The 14,772-nt window shown below is 69.2% G+C and carries 12 protein-coding genes and 1 pseudogene; 8 read left to right on the forward strand and 5 right to left on the reverse strand.

Annotation, left to right across the window (positions count from 1 at the left end; translation table 11 throughout):
* Window positions 1-2 precede the first annotated feature (2 nt).
* Window positions 3-1,421: an efflux transporter outer membrane subunit gene (locus ACFJIX_RS11195; protein WP_377159994.1), complete on the forward strand. Its 1,419-nt coding sequence runs from the start codon at window positions 3-5 to the stop codon at window positions 1,419-1,421.
* 96 nt (window positions 1,422-1,517) lie between these two features.
* Here the strand turns inward: ACFJIX_RS11195 and ACFJIX_RS11200 are convergent, their stop codons facing one another.
* The 3 genes from ACFJIX_RS11200 to ACFJIX_RS11210 all read right to left on the reverse strand — a co-directional run bounded on the left by ACFJIX_RS11200 (window position 1,518) and on the right by ACFJIX_RS11210 (window position 4,752).
* On the reverse strand, window positions 1,518-2,420 hold the full coding sequence (locus ACFJIX_RS11200; protein ID WP_377159996.1) for an NAD(P)-dependent oxidoreductase: 903 nt from the start codon (window positions 2,418-2,420) through the stop codon (window positions 1,518-1,520).
* A gap of 66 nt (window positions 2,421-2,486) precedes the next feature.
* On the reverse strand, window positions 2,487-3,623 hold the full coding sequence (locus tag ACFJIX_RS11205) for a PilT/PilU family type 4a pilus ATPase (protein ID WP_088407837.1): 1,137 nt from the start codon (window positions 3,621-3,623) through the stop codon (window positions 2,487-2,489).
* A gap of 85 nt (window positions 3,624-3,708) precedes the next feature.
* A complete protein-coding gene (locus ACFJIX_RS11210) occupies window positions 3,709-4,752 on the reverse strand; it encodes a type IV pilus twitching motility protein PilT (protein WP_377159998.1) in 1,044 nt (347 codons plus the stop codon).
* A 25-nt stretch (window positions 4,753-4,777) separates the two neighbouring features.
* Between ACFJIX_RS11210 and ACFJIX_RS11215 the strand changes: the two genes are divergently transcribed.
* The 4 genes and pseudogenes from ACFJIX_RS11215 (at window position 4,778) to ACFJIX_RS11230 (ending at window position 9,322) form a co-directional block, all read left to right on the forward strand.
* Window positions 4,778-5,509, forward strand: coding sequence for a YggS family pyridoxal phosphate-dependent enzyme (locus ACFJIX_RS11215; RefSeq protein ID WP_377160000.1), 732 nt, complete (start codon window positions 4,778-4,780; stop codon window positions 5,507-5,509).
* 1,017 nt (window positions 5,510-6,526) lie between these two features.
* Window positions 6,527-7,047, forward strand: a pseudogene (locus tag ACFJIX_RS11220) (GGDEF domain-containing protein).
* Between the two features lie 320 nt (window positions 7,048-7,367).
* Window positions 7,368-8,927, forward strand: coding sequence for a methyl-accepting chemotaxis protein (locus ACFJIX_RS11225; protein WP_377160002.1), 1,560 nt, complete (start codon window positions 7,368-7,370; stop codon window positions 8,925-8,927).
* 56 nt (window positions 8,928-8,983) lie between these two features.
* A complete protein-coding gene (locus tag ACFJIX_RS11230; RefSeq protein WP_331613150.1) occupies window positions 8,984-9,322 on the forward strand; it encodes an energy transducer TonB in 339 nt (112 codons plus the stop codon).
* Window positions 9,323-9,468: 146 nt separating this feature from the next.
* Here ACFJIX_RS11230 and ACFJIX_RS11235 read toward each other — a convergent pair whose 3' ends face one another.
* Window positions 9,469-10,848, reverse strand: coding sequence for a hypothetical protein (locus ACFJIX_RS11235; protein ID WP_377160005.1), 1,380 nt, complete (start codon window positions 10,846-10,848; stop codon window positions 9,469-9,471).
* On the reverse strand, window positions 10,815-12,368 hold the full coding sequence (locus tag ACFJIX_RS11240) for a hypothetical protein (protein WP_377160007.1): 1,554 nt from the start codon (window positions 12,366-12,368) through the stop codon (window positions 10,815-10,817). Before ACFJIX_RS11240 ends, ACFJIX_RS11235 begins: the two co-directional genes overlap by 34 nt.
* Before the next feature lie 76 nt (window positions 12,369-12,444).
* Between ACFJIX_RS11240 and ACFJIX_RS11245 the strand changes: the two genes are divergently transcribed.
* The 3 genes from ACFJIX_RS11245 (at window position 12,445) to ACFJIX_RS11255 (ending at window position 14,766) form a co-directional block, all read left to right on the forward strand.
* Window positions 12,445-12,927: a hypothetical protein gene (locus tag ACFJIX_RS11245; protein WP_377160009.1), complete on the forward strand. Its 483-nt coding sequence runs from the start codon at window positions 12,445-12,447 to the stop codon at window positions 12,925-12,927.
* 98 nt (window positions 12,928-13,025) lie between these two features.
* Window positions 13,026-13,295, forward strand: coding sequence for a hypothetical protein (locus ACFJIX_RS11250; RefSeq protein ID WP_377160011.1), 270 nt, complete (start codon window positions 13,026-13,028; stop codon window positions 13,293-13,295).
* Window positions 13,296-13,305: 10 nt separating this feature from the next.
* The gene (locus ACFJIX_RS11255) at window positions 13,306-14,766 is read left to right on the forward strand and encodes a TolC family protein (protein ID WP_377160013.1); all 1,461 of its coding nucleotides are present in this window, start codon (window positions 13,306-13,308) and stop codon (window positions 14,764-14,766) included.
* The last annotated feature ends 6 nt before the right edge of the window (window positions 14,767-14,772 follow it).

The raw sequence follows: 14,772 nt of genomic DNA on the forward strand, positions 1-14,772 counted from the left end.
GCATGATGAAGAGCAAACTTTCCGTGATGGCCGCCGCGGCCGCGACCGTGGCGCTGCTGACCGGCTGCGTGAACCTCGCGCCGGACCACAAGCGTCCGGACGCGCCGGTGGCGCCGCAGTGGCCGCAAGGCCCGGGCGCCGAGTCGACCGACGCCAAGGCGGCGACCGAGCTGCAATGGCAGCAGTTCTTCCGTGACGAGCGGCTCAAGCAGTTGATCGACCTCGCGTTGAAGAACAACCGCGACCTGCGCATCGCGCTGCTGAACGTCGACGTCGCACGCGCGCAGGCCAACGTCACGGCGGCGAGCCGCTGGCCGACGGTCAACGCCGGGCTCTCGGCGTCGCGCGGCCCGCAGACCACGTCCAACGGCGACAGCCGCATCGTCAACGCCTACCAGGCGGGTCTGCAGATCACCTCGTACGAGATCGACCTGTTCAGCCGCGTCAAGAACCAGAGTGCCGCGTCCTTCGCGCAGTACCTGGCAACGGGCGAGGCGGCGCGGTCGGCGCAGATCAGCCTGGTGGCCGGCGTCGCGTCGGCCTACCTGGCGGTGCAGGCCGACGAGGAACTGCTGGCGCTGACGCGCCAGACGCTGTCGACGCGCGAGGACAGCCTGAAGCTGATGCAGCTGAAGTTCGACAACGGTGCCGCGTCCAACCTCGACCTGAGCACGGCGAAGTCGTCGTACGAATCGGCGCGTGCCACCTTGGCCCAGGCCGAGCGCACGCGCCAGCAGGACCTGAACGCGTTGACGCTGCTGGTGGGGCAGGGGGTGCCGGATTCGCTGCCGCAGTCCAGGCCGCTGAGCGACCAGACCATGGGCGCGCTGCTGGCGGGCATGCCGTCGCAGGTGCTGGTGAGCCGGCCTGACGTGGTCCAGGCGGAGCAGCAGCTGGTGGCGGCCGAAGCCAACATCGGCGTTGCGCGGGCGGCCTACTTCCCGAGCATCACGCTGACGAGCAGCGTGGGCACGGCGAGCAGCGCATTGCGTGACCTGTTCAGCCAGAGCGCGTGGAGCATCGCGGGTTCGGCGCTGATGCCGATCTTCGACGCGGGGCGCGTGCGCAACAACGTCGATGCGGCCAAGGCCAACCGCGAGATCGCGGTCGCCCAGTACGAGAAGGTCGTGCAGACGGCGTTCCGCGAAGTGGCCGATGCCTTGGCCGGCCGCGCGACGCTCGACGAGCAACTGCGCGCGCAGGATGCGCAGGCGGCCGCGGAAGCGACCCGTCTGGAGCTGGTCGACCTGAGCTTCCGCAACGGTGCGGCGTCGAGCCTGGATCTGCTGGACGCGCAACGCGCGACCTTCGCTGCTCAACAGGCGGCGCTGCAGGTGCGCCTCGCGCAACTGCAGAACCAGGTCCAGCTCTACAAGGTGCTGGGCGGCGGGGTGTCGAGCGGAGCCGTGGTCAGCCAGTGATGGTGGGGCCGGAATGATGCGAGGGGTTCCCGGAGGGATGCCCCTTGCGTCGTGGAGAGCCCGCGCTTGGCGTGCCGACCGACAGCGTCCTGGCGATCAGCGCAGGCGCTTGATCAAGCTCGACGTATCGAAGCGGTTCCCGCCCATCTCCTGCACATCCGCATAGAACTGGTCGACCAGCGCCGTCAGCGGCAACCGGGCGCCATTGCGGCGGGCTTCGTCGAGCACCAGTCCGAGGTCCTTGCGCATCCAGTCCACGGCGAAGCCGAAGTCGAACTTGTCTTCGACCATGGTCTTGCCGCGGTTGTCCATCTGCCAGCTCTGCGCGGCGCCCTTGCCGATGACGTCGAGCACCAGCGGCATGGGCAGGCCGCTCTTCTGTCCGAAGGCGATGGCTTCCGACAGTCCCTGGACGATGCCGGCGATGCAGATCTGGTTGACCATCTTGGCGAGCTGTCCGGCGCCGGCGTCGCCGACGCGGGTGACCGCCTTGGCGAAGTGGATCGCGTAGGGGCGGATCTTGTCGAACACGGACTCCTCGCCGCCACACATGACCGTCAGCGCGCCGTTGACCGCGCCGGCCTGTCCACCGGAGACGGGGGCGTCGATGAAGTGGAGGCCGAGCTTCCCTGCTTCGGCGAAGAGCTCGCGGGCGACCTCGGCCGAGGCCGTCGTGTGGTCGACGAAGACCGCGCCGGGCTTCATGCCGGCGAAGGCGCCGTCGGGGCCCAGCACGACCGAGCGCAGGTCGGCGTCGTTGCCGACGCAGCAGAAGACGATGTCCGCGTCCTTGGCCGCTTCACGCGGCGTCGCGGCGGATTGGCCGCCGAACTCGGAGGTCCAGGCTTGCGCCTTCGCGGGCGACCGGTTGTAGACCGTGACCTGCTGGCCGGCCTTGGCCAGATGGCCTGCCATCGGGAAGCCCATCACGCCGAGTCCCAGGAAGGACACGCGGAGGGACGGAGTCGATTCGTACGAACGCTGGCCGATGCTGCTCATGGAAGGACCTGTCACGGGGTGTTGAAGACCGCGTGATTGTGGCCCTTCCATCGGGCTCGGAACGCTTCAGACGATGGTCAGATGCTCGGTGCCCGACGACAGATCGCCGCTGCGCGCCCGCTCGCTGTTGAGCTTGATCTGCAGGCGCAGGTCGTTCACGGAGTCGGCGTTGCGCAGCGCGTCCTCGTAGGTCACCTTGCCCATCTCGTAGAGATCGAACAGCGCCTGGTCGAAGGTTTGCATGCCGAGCTCGCGCGAGCGCTTCATGATCTCCTTGATCTCGCCCACCTCGCCCTTGAAGATCAGGTCGCTGATCAGCGGCGTGTTCAGCAGGATCTCGACCGCGGCGATCCGGCCCTTGCCTTCCTGGCGCGGCAGCAGCCGCTGCGACACCAGCGCCTTCAGGTTGAGCGACAGGTCCATCAGCAGCTGCGCGCGCCGCTCTTCCGGGAAGAAGTTGATGATCCGGTCCAGCGCCTGGTTGGCGCTGTTGGCGTGCAGCGTGGCCATGCACAGGTGACCCGTTTCAGCGAAGGCCACCGCGTGCTCCATCGTCTCGCGGTCGCGGATCTCGCCCATCAGGATCACGTCCGGCGCCTGGCGCAGCGTGTTCTTCAGCGCCTGCTCCCAGCCTTCGGTGTCGAGGCCGACCTCGCGCTGGCTGACGATGCAGTTCTTGTGCGGGTGCACGAACTCGACCGGGTCCTCGATCGTGATGATGTGGCCGTAGGTCGTCTGGTTGCGGTGGTCCACCATCGCCGCCAGCGAGGTGCTCTTGCCCGAACCGGTCGCGCCCACCAGGATCACCAGGCCGCGCTTGGTCTGCACCACGTCCTTGAGGATGTGCGGCAGTTCCAGCGACTCGACGGTTGGCAGCGTCTGCGGGATCGTCCGCAGCACCAGCGCCACGTGGCCCTGCTGGATGTAGGCGTTGACGCGGAAGCGGCCGATGCCTTGCGGCGAGATCGCGAAGTTGCACTCCTTGGTGCGTTCGAAATCGGCCGCCTGCTTGTCGTTCATGATGGCCCGCGCCAGCTGCAGCGTGTGCTGGCCGGTCAGCGGTTGCGGCGACACCTTGGTCACCTTGCCGTCGACCTTGACCGCCGGCGGGAACTCCGCCGTCAGGAACAGGTCGGAGCCCTTGCGCGACACCATCAGGCGAAGCAGGTCGTTGATGAACTTGGTGGCCTGATCGCGTTCCATGGCGGCGTCCTGTCCTGTGTGCCGGGGCGTGGCGGTCACCCGCCCGCGCCCGGTCGATTTGTCGTTGTGGTGGCGGCCGGCCCGCTCAGCCCGGGAAGTTCTCAGGCATCTTGGCCTTCGCGCGAGCCTCGGCCGGCGAGATGATGTTGCGGCGGACCAGGTCGGTGAGGTTCTGGTCCAGCGTCTGCATGCCCAGGTTGTTGCCCGTCTGGATCGACGAGTACATCTGCGCGACCTTGTTCTCCCGGATCAGGTTCCGGATCGCCGAGGTGCCCAGCATGATCTCGTGCGCCGCGACCCGGCCGTTGCCGTCCTTGGTCTTGCACAGCGTCTGCGAGATCACCGCCTGCAGCGACTCGGACAGCATGGCGCGGACCATGTCCTTCTCGGCGGCGGGGAAGACGTCGACGATCCGGTCCACCGTCTTGGCGGCCGACGACGTGTGCAGCGTGCCGAAGACCAGGTGGCCCGTTTCCGCGGCGGTCAGCGCCAGGCGGATGGTTTCCAGGTCGCGCATTTCGCCGACCAGGATGCAGTCCGGGTCCTCGCGCAGCGCCGAGCGCAGCGCGTTGGAGAAGCTCAGCGTCTGCGGACCCACCTCGCGCTGGTTGACCAGGCACTTCTTGGATTCGTGGACGAATTCGATCGGGTCCTCGACGGTCAGGATGTGGCCGTACTCGTTCTCGTTGAGGTGGTTGACCATCGCGGCCAGCGTCGTGCTCTTGCCTGAACCGGTCGGTCCCGTCACCAGCACCATGCCGCGGGGCTTCATCGCCAGCTCGGTGAACACCTTCGGGCAGTTCAGCTGCTCGAGCGTCAGGATCTTGCTCGGAATCGTCCGGAACACCGCCCCGGCGCCGCGGTTGTGGTTGAACGCGTTGACGCGGAAGCGCGCCAGGCCCTGGATCTCGAACGAGAAGTCGACTTCCAGCGTCTCCTCGTAGGCCTTGCGCTGGGCGTCGCTCATGATGTCGTAGACCATGTCGTGCACCTGTCGGTGCTCGAGCGCTTCGACGTTGATGCGGCGCACGTCGCCATGGACGCGGATCATGGGGGGCAGCCCGGCGGACAAGTGAAGGTCGGAGGCCTTGTTCTTGACCGAGAATGCCAGCAGTTGGGTGATGTCCATGGGATGAGGAAAAGCGTGGGCGATTATGGCGACGATCTCCGAGAACATACAACAGCTCCATGGCCGCATTGAGAGGGCTTGCCAGCAGGCGTCGCGGCCTGTCGACAGCGTCACGCTGCTGGTGGTAACAAAGACTTTCCCGGCCCCGGATGTGAGAGAGGCCTTCGAGGCGGGGGAGCGCCGCTTCGGCGAGAACTACGTCCAGGAGGGCGTCGACAAGATCGACGCCCTGGCCGATCTGCGCGGACAGGTCGAATGGCACCTGATCGGCCCGCTGCAGAGCAACAAGACCCGCGTCGTGGCCGAGCGCTTCGACTGGGTGCACGGCGTGGACCGCCTCAAGATCGCCCAGCGGCTGGCGGAACAGCGGCCCAAGGACCTGCCGCCCCTGAACGTCTGCCTGCAGGTCAACATCAGCGGCGAGGACAGCAAGAGCGGCCTGGCACCGGCGGAGGTCGCCGGCGTGGCCCGGGCCGTCGCCGCGCTGCCGGCGCTGCGGCTGCGGGGGTTGATGGCCATCCCCGAGCCGGCGGCCACGCTGGAGGATCAGCGCCGGCCGCACCGCGCGCTCGCCGGGTTGATGGCCACGTTGAACCGGGACCTCGGCCTGGGCCTGGACACGCTCAGCATGGGCATGAGCGCCGACATGGACGCCGCGATCCTCGAGGGCGCCACGATGGTGCGCGTCGGCTCGGCGATCTTCGGCGCGCGTCCCAGACCGGAGCCTCCGTCCGATCCGTCTCCCCCGGCGGCCTGAATGGATGCGCCGCAGCGCCCCGCAGAGCTGGTACCCCAGACGCCGGGCAGCCTGTCTGTCCGGGCGCTGTGGCGCGAGGGGCGTACGGCGGAGCGCGCGTGGCTGCTCGGCGGCTGGCTCGCCACGATCGCCGCGTGCGTCGTGCTCGGACTCGTCACGATCCGCGAAGGCTGGTCCGGCATCCCGGTCGACCTCGGCGGCGCCAACGCGTTCCTGACCTTCTATCCCCCGGTTCCGTTGTGCCTGTGGTGGACGCTGTGCTTCGGCTGGCGGTGGGGGGCCGTGCCGGCCTGGCTGGCGACCTTCGTCCTGGCGCTGGCCGCCGGCATGACGACGCCCTGGGCGGCACTGTTCGCCTGCGCCAATCCGCTGGGGCTGGGCGTGCTGGCGCTGGGCTACCGTGCCGTCGACGCCCCGCGCGGGCTGGGCAGCCTGCGCGCCTGGCTGTTCTTCGTGCCGCTGTGCTTCGTCGCGGCGGTGTTCAGCTCCTCGGGCGCGCTGATCTGGAACTTCAGCCACGACCTCCCCGCGCATCGCCAGCTGCCGATCTGGCAAGGCTGGTGGCTGGGCGCGTTCCTGCAGAGCGTCCTGCTCGGCGGACCCTTGATGGCGCTGACCTGGCCCCGCCTGTCACGGTGGATCGCGGCGCGGCCGGTGCTGTTCACGCCGCCACCCACCGGCCGGCGGGCGATGGGCCTGGGCCTGCTGTTCTCGATCGTGCTGGCGGTGCAGGGCTACGGCCTGGTCAGTCTTGGGTTGGGCTCGCTGCAGCTCCGGACCGCGCTGGGCAGCCACGATTGGGCGAAGCTGGATGAAGCCTCCCGAGTCATGCTCAGCACGGCCTGGGTGTTCTTCTGGGTCTTCACGCTGATCGTGCTGTTCGTCGCCCAGTTCGGCTACCAGGCGCTCTCTCGCTGGCTGCGCTCGACCGAGGCGCTCGTGACGCAACTGGCGCGGGTGAACGCGGAACTGGAGCAGCGCTCGCGCACCGACGGGCTCACCGGCCTGGCCAACCGCATGGCGACGGAGGAGGGCCTGCGCGCCTTGCTGCGCACGGTGCGGCGCTACCGGACGCCGTCCGCGCTGCTCATGCTCGATATCGACCACTTCAAGCAGGTCAACGATCGTCACGGCCACGCGGCCGGGACGCAGTGATCCGTTCGTTGGCGCAGGTGCTGAAGGCGTCCTCGCGCGACGTGGATCTGCCCGGGCGTTTCGGCGGAGAGGAATTCGTCATCGGGCTCGCCCACACGGACCTGCCCGGCGCTCGCCGTTTCGCGGAACGGCTGCGCGAGCGCATCGCGGCCACGCCGGTGGCGATCGACCCGAAGGATGGCGGCGCGGCGTCGGTCGCGTACACCGTCAGCATCGGCGTCACCGTGCTGCGCGACAGCGATCCGGGCATCGAGGACGTGCTGCGTCGCGCGGACGCGGCGATGTACCGGGCGAAGGAGGGCGGGCGCAATCGTGTCGAGGTCCTCGACACGGACGCCGCATCGCTGCCCGAGGCGGCGCCGCCGACGCCAGGCAAGGCCTGACCCTTGCCGGACCCGGACGCCCGCGGTTACTGCGCGGGTACGTGCTCCGCGCCGACGTCCTGCGCAGGAATATGCAGGAATCATGAAACCCCGCCGAGCGGCTCATTAGGGCTTCTACCAAGTGGTTCGGACGGCCGTTTTCATTCAGTTGCAAGTGACGCGTCAGAATTCACGGGGCCTCGAACAGGCCATGGATTCCCTGAATCAAGTCCAACGATGATCGCGCCGAAGCCGATGGTCGGTCCGCACGGCGGCGCCACGAGCGCTCGAAGCTCGCCGCGGTCGGCCATTCAAACAACTCAATCGTTGCGAGGGAATCGATGTCGTTTCTGTCCCGCCTGCGTATCGGCCAGCGCCTGACGCTGAGCTACGCGCTGCTGATCCTGCTGCTGGTCGTGATCGGCGCCTTCGGCGCCCACAACGCCAGCCGCCTGTCCCATGACCTGAGCACGACGGCCAATTCCAGCCTGGTGAAGATCGCGCTGGCCAACGCGCTGGAGAGCGACGTCAACGTCATCGCCCGCGCCTCGCGCGACCTGCTGCTGCTGGACACCGCCAACGCGATCAAGCGCCAGAAGGCCGACATCGCCGCTGCCCTCGAAGACGGCCAGAAGCAGCTGACCGAACTCGACGGCAAGGTCTCCGACGCCAAGGACAAGGAACTCGCCGCCAAGGTGCGCGATGCCCAGACCAAGTTCGTCGACGCGGTGTCGAAGTTCCTGAAGGTCCAGCAGGACGGCAGCCCCGACGAAGCCCGCGAAGCGCTGATCAAGGACGTGCGTCCCGCGCAGAAGGACTACCAGGACACGCTCAAGAGCCTGGTCGACCTGCAGTTCGCCAACGGCCGGGATCTCGCCGAAGGCGGCGCCAAGCTGGCCAACCAGTCGATCGTCATCACCGGCATCCTGGTGGTGATCGCCGTGATCATCGGCAGCGTGGGCGGCCTGACGATCGCCCGCTCGATCATCGTGCCGGCCCGCAAGGCCAAGGACGCCGCCCAGGCGATCAGCTCCGGCGACCTGTCGCAGCACATCGAGGTCGAAGGCTCCGACGAACTGGCGCAGATGCTGCACGCCATGCGCGACATGCAGACCGCGCTGTCCGGCGTCGTCGCCAGCGTCAGCTCGGCGGCCGGCGAAGTGGCCCAGAACTCCAACGAGATCGCCGGCAGCAACGTCGATCTGTCGGACCGCACCGCGCGTTCCGCCGAGAGCCTGCAGAACACCGCCGCGTCGGTCGAGCAGATCGCCTCCAACCTGAACGGCGCCAGCGAGCTGACCCGCAAGGCCGCGAGCATCGCGACCAAGGCGCGCCAGTCGGCCTCGGCCGGCGGCACCGTGGTGAGCCAGGTCGTGTCGACGATGGAAGAGATCAGCGCGAGCTCGCGCAAGATCGGCGACATCATCGGCGTCATCGACGGCATCGCCTTCCAGACCAACATCCTGGCGCTGAACGCCGCCGTGGAAGCGGCCCGTGCCGGCGAGCACGGCAAGGGCTTCGCGGTGGTGGCGTCGGAAGTGCGGGCGCTGGCCTCGCGCTCGGCGCAGGCCGCCAAGGAGATCAAGGTGCTGATCCAGGAATCGTCCGTCAAGGTCGAGAACGGCACCGCCCTGGTCAACAACGCCGGCGCGACCATCCGCTCGGTCGTCGACGAGGTCAACAACATGGGCCAGCTGATCGAGGAGATCTCGCACTCGGCCCAGGAGCAGGCGGCCGGCGTCGGCGTCGTGAACAACGCGATGAACGAGCTGGACCGCGCGACGCAGCAGAACACCACGCTGGTGGACGAACTGACCCGCTCGACCGACTCGCTGCGCGACAGCAGCTCGCGCCTGGTGCAGGCCGTGGGCTTCTTCAGCACCGCGCGCGCCGCCTCCTGAATCCCCAGTTCCTACCGGAAACCCGTTTTCCTCATCCAAGACGTACGAGGTCCCCCATGAGCAAGCATCTCACCACCACCGTTTCCCGCACCCTGCTGGGCCTGGCCGCCGCGCTGGTCCTGGCCGCCGGCGCCCATGCCACGCCGAAGATCGTCAAGAAGGTGCCGCCGGAGTTCCCGGCCGAGGCCGCCCGCCAGTCGATCTCGCAAGGCTCCGTGCGCGCCAAGATGAACATCGAGCCGGATGGCAAGGTCTCGGGCGTCGAGATCCTGGAAGCCGAACCCCGCAAGGTGTTCGACAAGGCCGTGACCCGCGCGCTGATGGACTGGAAGTTCGAGCCCAGCGGCCAGAAGGAAACGCACGAGGTCAAGCTCGTGTTCAAGAACGAGGACTGATCGCCGTCGCCGGTCCCCTGGGCCGGCCGCTCGATGTCACCGAAGGGCCGCGCAAGCGGCCCTTGTCTTTTGCAGCCGGCAGGCGGCGTCTTCAGCATCGAATCCCCAGGCACGTGCCCGCTCCTGTGTCGATCCGGCCCCGGGCGTCACATCATGCGTTGTCGCTTGGTCGGCGGCTCGGTCACGACGTCGGTCGCGAGTCTGGCCCGGATGTGCCTCAGTTCCGGGAGCAGCGTATCCAGGCGGGTCTGGTGGAGGGCCGCGTCGATCGCCTTCAGCTTTTCGAAGGTGGCCGCTTGCAGCGCCTCGTCCTCGCCCCCGTCCTCGCCCTCCTCCTGCAGGCGTTCGTAGTCCCTCAGCACTTCCTGTCTGGCCTCGCGCAGGGCCCTGCAAGCGGGTTCCTGGTCGACGCGGGACTGCAGCATGTCGCCCAGCGGATCGTTCTCGACCGACAGGAGAAGCACGACGCCGGGGCAGTCGTCATCGGACTCGGCGGTGACCAGCGCGAGCGCCGCCTCCTGGAACTTCTCGCTGCGTGTCGCCGAGTTCCAGTCGTCGCCCGCGCCGACAGCGCCGAAGACCGGCTTGTCGGCGACGCGGACCCGATCGGCGCCCAGCAGTCCGGCGAGCACCCGCGACACGTGCCAGCGCAGCACCATGGCCTCCTCGAGCACCTCGTCGAAATCGGGCTGGCGCTGTACGCAATCCGCGTCGACGCGCGCGAGGCAGGCCTGGACGAAGGCATTGCCGGCCACTTCAGACAACGAGCTCGCCTCCGTCGCATCCCGCATCGCTGACATGGCCGACAAGGTCAGCATGCCGGCGTCCACGCAAGGGCCGACCGGCTGTTCGACCATGGCGCGGCAGCGGCGCGCGAAGTCGGTATCGGTGGCGAGTCCGTCGACGATGGTGGCCAGGTGGGCGCAGAAGGCGATGTCCCTGGCGCTGAATTCCCCGACCACCGCGCGCAGCTGACGCACGTTGGCGATGTAATCCAGCACCGGTTCGCCGTCGGGCAGGACGTTGACGGCGCGCGCCCGCAGCGCGGGCGGGAGCCGGCCTTCCGGCCACAGCGCCCGGATCGGTTCCAGGCGCTGCCGATTGGCGTTGCGACGGCGGTGGAACAGCACCCCCTCGACGCCGGAGGTCCAATCGGGTGGAAGGGCGTCGGGCGGCAGCGACCGGCCGCGCTCCGGCAGCCGGATCAGATAGAGCGACGGCAGTGCGCCGCTCAGGTGGCCGATTCGCCTCGCCAGGTCCGCGGGTGCCAGTTCGTGCGTGTGGTGCAGCGTGACGACGGAGATGTCGGCGTCACGCAGGCTCGAGGGGAGCGTCGAATGCGACAGCGGTGGCGTCGCGATGTCGATGTGACGGACGCCCAGACGGTCCAGCAGCTTGGCCATGCCATCGCTGGCGTGCAGCCGTTCGCCGCGCCAGATCAGCGTGCCGCGATCGTTCAGGCTGTCCGGCGGCACCAGCTTCAACAGCGCGTTCATCGGGGGCAGCGCGCAACCGCGACGCAGCATGGGGGCGGACAGCAGGATCCGTCCGTCCGGGTTGGCCGCCCTCTCGCAAAGCAGTTCCACCCAACGTTCCCGACGCACGCCTTCACGGCCCTGCGCCTGACGAGCCCACGCGACGAGTGCGGCGGGGTCTCGATGTCACCGGTGTAGCGCGACAGGGGTGCACCGCTGAGTCCCGCCACGGCCGGGGCGTGCGCCACCCGTGTCATGCGCAGGTGGCCATGCGTCGCCAGACGCAACAGCGACATCTGCTCCGGTGACGGGGTGGCAGTCGGGTCGTCGACCAGATCGTCCAGGACGGCAAAGGCCTGCGCGCGCAGCCATTCGTGCGCTGCGGTGATCAGTCTGCGATCCAGGGACGCCAGGTGCGCGCGCAGTGACGCCGGACCGTCGAGCGAGCGCGGGATGACGGCGAGGTCCAAGGCTGAGCCGGGACTGTCGAGCGACAGCAGGTTGGTCGACGGCAGCCATTGCACGGATTCGAGCGAGGGCAGGTCGACCTCGGACGCGACGTGCGACTCCCGCGGGCTGCGACCGCTGGTCATCAACGGGGCGAGGCCTGTCGCCTGGCGGCGTACGACCAGTGACGGTGGTCTCGACGAAGTGTGCTGATCGGCGACCCGCCCGGACGTCGAACGCCCGTCGTCGCCGTCGGGATCCGGCGTCTCGATGTCGCTCAGCAGGCGTTCGAAGAAGGGGATGTTCAATCCCGCGCCGGGTGTCCTAAGCGGTCCCTCAGGGATCGGTCCGGGGGACGTCACGGGATCGATCCCATCGATCGTTGGCCAGACGGCGCCGGGCGACGGCAAGGACCGGCCCGAGGTGAAGGGTGTGCCCGGCGTGCTCTCAGGCGTCTGCAGGCTGTCGATCGACGACAGGCTCGAGATCGATGACGTCGGAGGGGAGTCCGACGGATCCGGCGAGGCGGGGCGCGGCAGGCAGGATTGAGGCATCTCCCTGGCGGCCTGGAGCACTTCCACCAGCAACATCACCCGTCGTGCCGGTAAGGCGTCGGGTTGTGGCCGCGCGTGTGCGGCCGCCAGGGCCGCAGTGAGGTCGTCTCGCATCACGCGGTCGACCAGCTGGCAGATCTCGGCGGCGGTGGCTGCAGAGATGGGCGGACAGCTTGCGCCGGCGGTGGCGCGAATCTGATCCAGCAGTTCCGGCACGCCCGCCGCATTCAGGCGTCGCCATGCAATGCGAGTGCCGGAGTGCAATTCGGCCATCGGCCCCAGCGCCGCGATCGATGCCCGGGGATCGCCCGCCTGCAGTTGCCGACCCAACAAGTGACGCAGTTGGCCGCGTCCATCCGTTCTGACCGTGCCGGCGATTTCCGCAGGCGCAGCGGTGCCCGCCCATCGAGCAAAGACGTCGCTCGCCGAAAGCGGACGGACGCCGGGCTCCGATCCGGCCTGGCAGGACGAGGCGGTCGGCGCGAACGACGACGGCAGGGTCGATGCCGACCTGTCCAGGTCGCCGAAGTCGGGATGAGGATGAGTGGATTCGGGACGAAGAGGGTTCATGGGGCACGTTCTGGGGTAAGCGGAGCTTCCTCAGTGTTCACACGGCTCCACTCGACCTGTCCTACACTCCTGCCCCATGTCCCGCCTGAACGCACCCGGTCCGCGCCGGCTCCTCTGGAGCCGCTGGCTGGTGCTCGCGTTGCTGAGCCTGACCCTGCCGTTGCAGGGCGCGCTGGCCGCGACGATGGGCATCGGCATGGCGCTGATGCCGTCGAACGCGGGCGCGGCCGTGATGACGATGCCGAGCGACTGCGAGGACATGGGTCACGACCTGTCCGCCATGGCGGGGATGTCGCAGGACATGCCCGGCATGGACCACGCCGGCATGACCGCGACGGGCCACGCTGCGTGGCAGGACGACGGCGCGGATCATGCGTCCACCTCCGATCATCATTGCGGCATCTGCCTGCAGTGCTGCATCGGCGCCGCGATGCCGGTCGCCCCGCTGACACCGGCCGCGCACGACCTGCGCGACGCCGCGCCCTCGCTCGACGCCCACGGTGCGCCCGAGCAGTCTCCCCAGCCGCTTGAGCGGCCTCCCAAAGCCTTCCTCGCCTGAACGCCGGCGCCCGTCCTGGACGAGGCGCCGTCCGAGCCGTCATCCGTCTGCGCCTTCGCAGCGGATCGGCATCGATCCTGTTCATCCGCGAGGAAGCCATGTCTTCTCGTTTCATTCCCGCACTCGCGCTGACGATGTGCCTGGGCGCCGCCATGGCCGCGCCGCCCGATCCCGCCGACGCGCGCCAGGGCGCCGCCCCGCCGCGACCCAAGCCTCCCGCCGCCGCATCGAGCGCCGCGGTCGTCGATCCCGGCGTCGGCGACTGGCGCCAGGCCAACCGTCGCGTGCTCGACGCCGGCGGCTGGCGCGCATTGCTGCGTGAGAGCCAGGCCGCCTCGGCGCCGGCCGGCGGCCATCATCACCATTGAGGAGCGTCCGATGTCCTCCACGATGACCTCCGGTCGACCCGAAGGCCGGTATACGCCGCGGCTGTTGGCACTGGCGGTGGCCTTCACGCTGTCGGCCTGCGCCTCGCTGTCGCCGGAGCAGGCCGCCGCGCCCGTCCAGCAGAAGAGCCGCGACTGGCTCGGTGCCGACCTGCCCCTGCAGCGTTCCGACGATCAACGCGCCGCCGCGCGCGCGCGCACCGAGGCGCTGCTCGCGCAACCGCTCGACGCGCAGGGCGCGGTGCAGCTGGCGCTGCTCAATCACCGCGGCTTGCAGGCCGGGCTGTACGGCCTCGGCATGGCGGAAGCGGAGCGCGTGCAGACGCTGCTCTGGCCGAATCCGGTGCTCAACATCGGCCGGCTGGTCCGGGGTGACGAACGCGAGATCGAACGCGGCCTCCAGTTCAACCTGCTGAGCCTGCTGGGCCGCGGTGCCCGCCAGGACGCCGGCGCCCGGGCACTCGAACGCGAGCAGGCCCGCGTCGCGCAGCAGTTGCTCGACGTCGCCGGCCAGGCACGCCGCGGCTGGATCCAGGCGGTCGCGTCGCAGGAGCAACTGCGGCATGCGCGGACGGTGCTCGACTCGGCGTCGGCAGGCGCCGAGCTCGCGCTGCGGATGCGCCAGGCCGGCAACGTCAGCGCGTTGCGACTCGCTCGCGAGCGCAGCGTGCTCGCCGAGGCGCAGCTCGCGCTGGAACAGGCGCAGTTGCAGGCCGAGGGGGACCGCGAGGCGCTGATCCGCGCGATCGGTCTGTGGGGTGACGACCTTGCCGCGCTGAAACTGCCCGAGCGCCTGCCGGACGTGCCCGCCGATTTCCGGACCGCGGACGACGTCGAACGCCAGGCCGTCGCGCAACGGCTGGACATCCTGGCGGCGAAGCGCGAGTCGGAGCAACTGGCCGCGCAACTGGGGCTCACGCGCCGGACCGGCCGGGTCAACGTGCTCGAACTCGGTCTGCAACGCAACAGCAGCAACGAGGAGCCGACGCAACGCGGCGTCGAGCTCAGCGTCGAGCTGCCGCTGTTCGACTGGGGTCAGGCGCGTGTCGCCGGTGCTCGCGAGGCCTACGGCCAATCGCTGGAACGGACCGCGCAGATCGCGATCGAGGCGCGTTCCGAAGTGCGCGTCGCGCGTGCGCGCGCCGAGGCCGCCTGGCGCATCGCGCGGCGCCATCACGACGATGTGCTGCCGCTGGCCAGGCAGGTCTCCGACGAGACCCTGCTCCGCTACAACGGCATGCTGATCGGCGTGATGGACCTGCTCGCCGACGCGCGCGCGCAGGCACGCGCCGTGTCCGCGACGCTGAACGCGCAGCGCGACTTCTGGCTCGCGGAATCCGAGCTGTCGCAGAGCCTGCTCGGCCCCTTGCGCGACGGCGCCACCGCGGCCTCCTCTTCTTCTTCTTCATCGACCGCCGGCGCGCCTGAAGCCGCTGGCGGCGCCGCGCACTGAGCGCGC

Origin of the sequence: Roseateles sp. UC29_93 (assembly GCF_042695725.1) — a bacterium.
Lineage (GTDB): Bacteria > Pseudomonadota > Gammaproteobacteria > Burkholderiales > Burkholderiaceae_C > Roseateles > Roseateles noduli_A.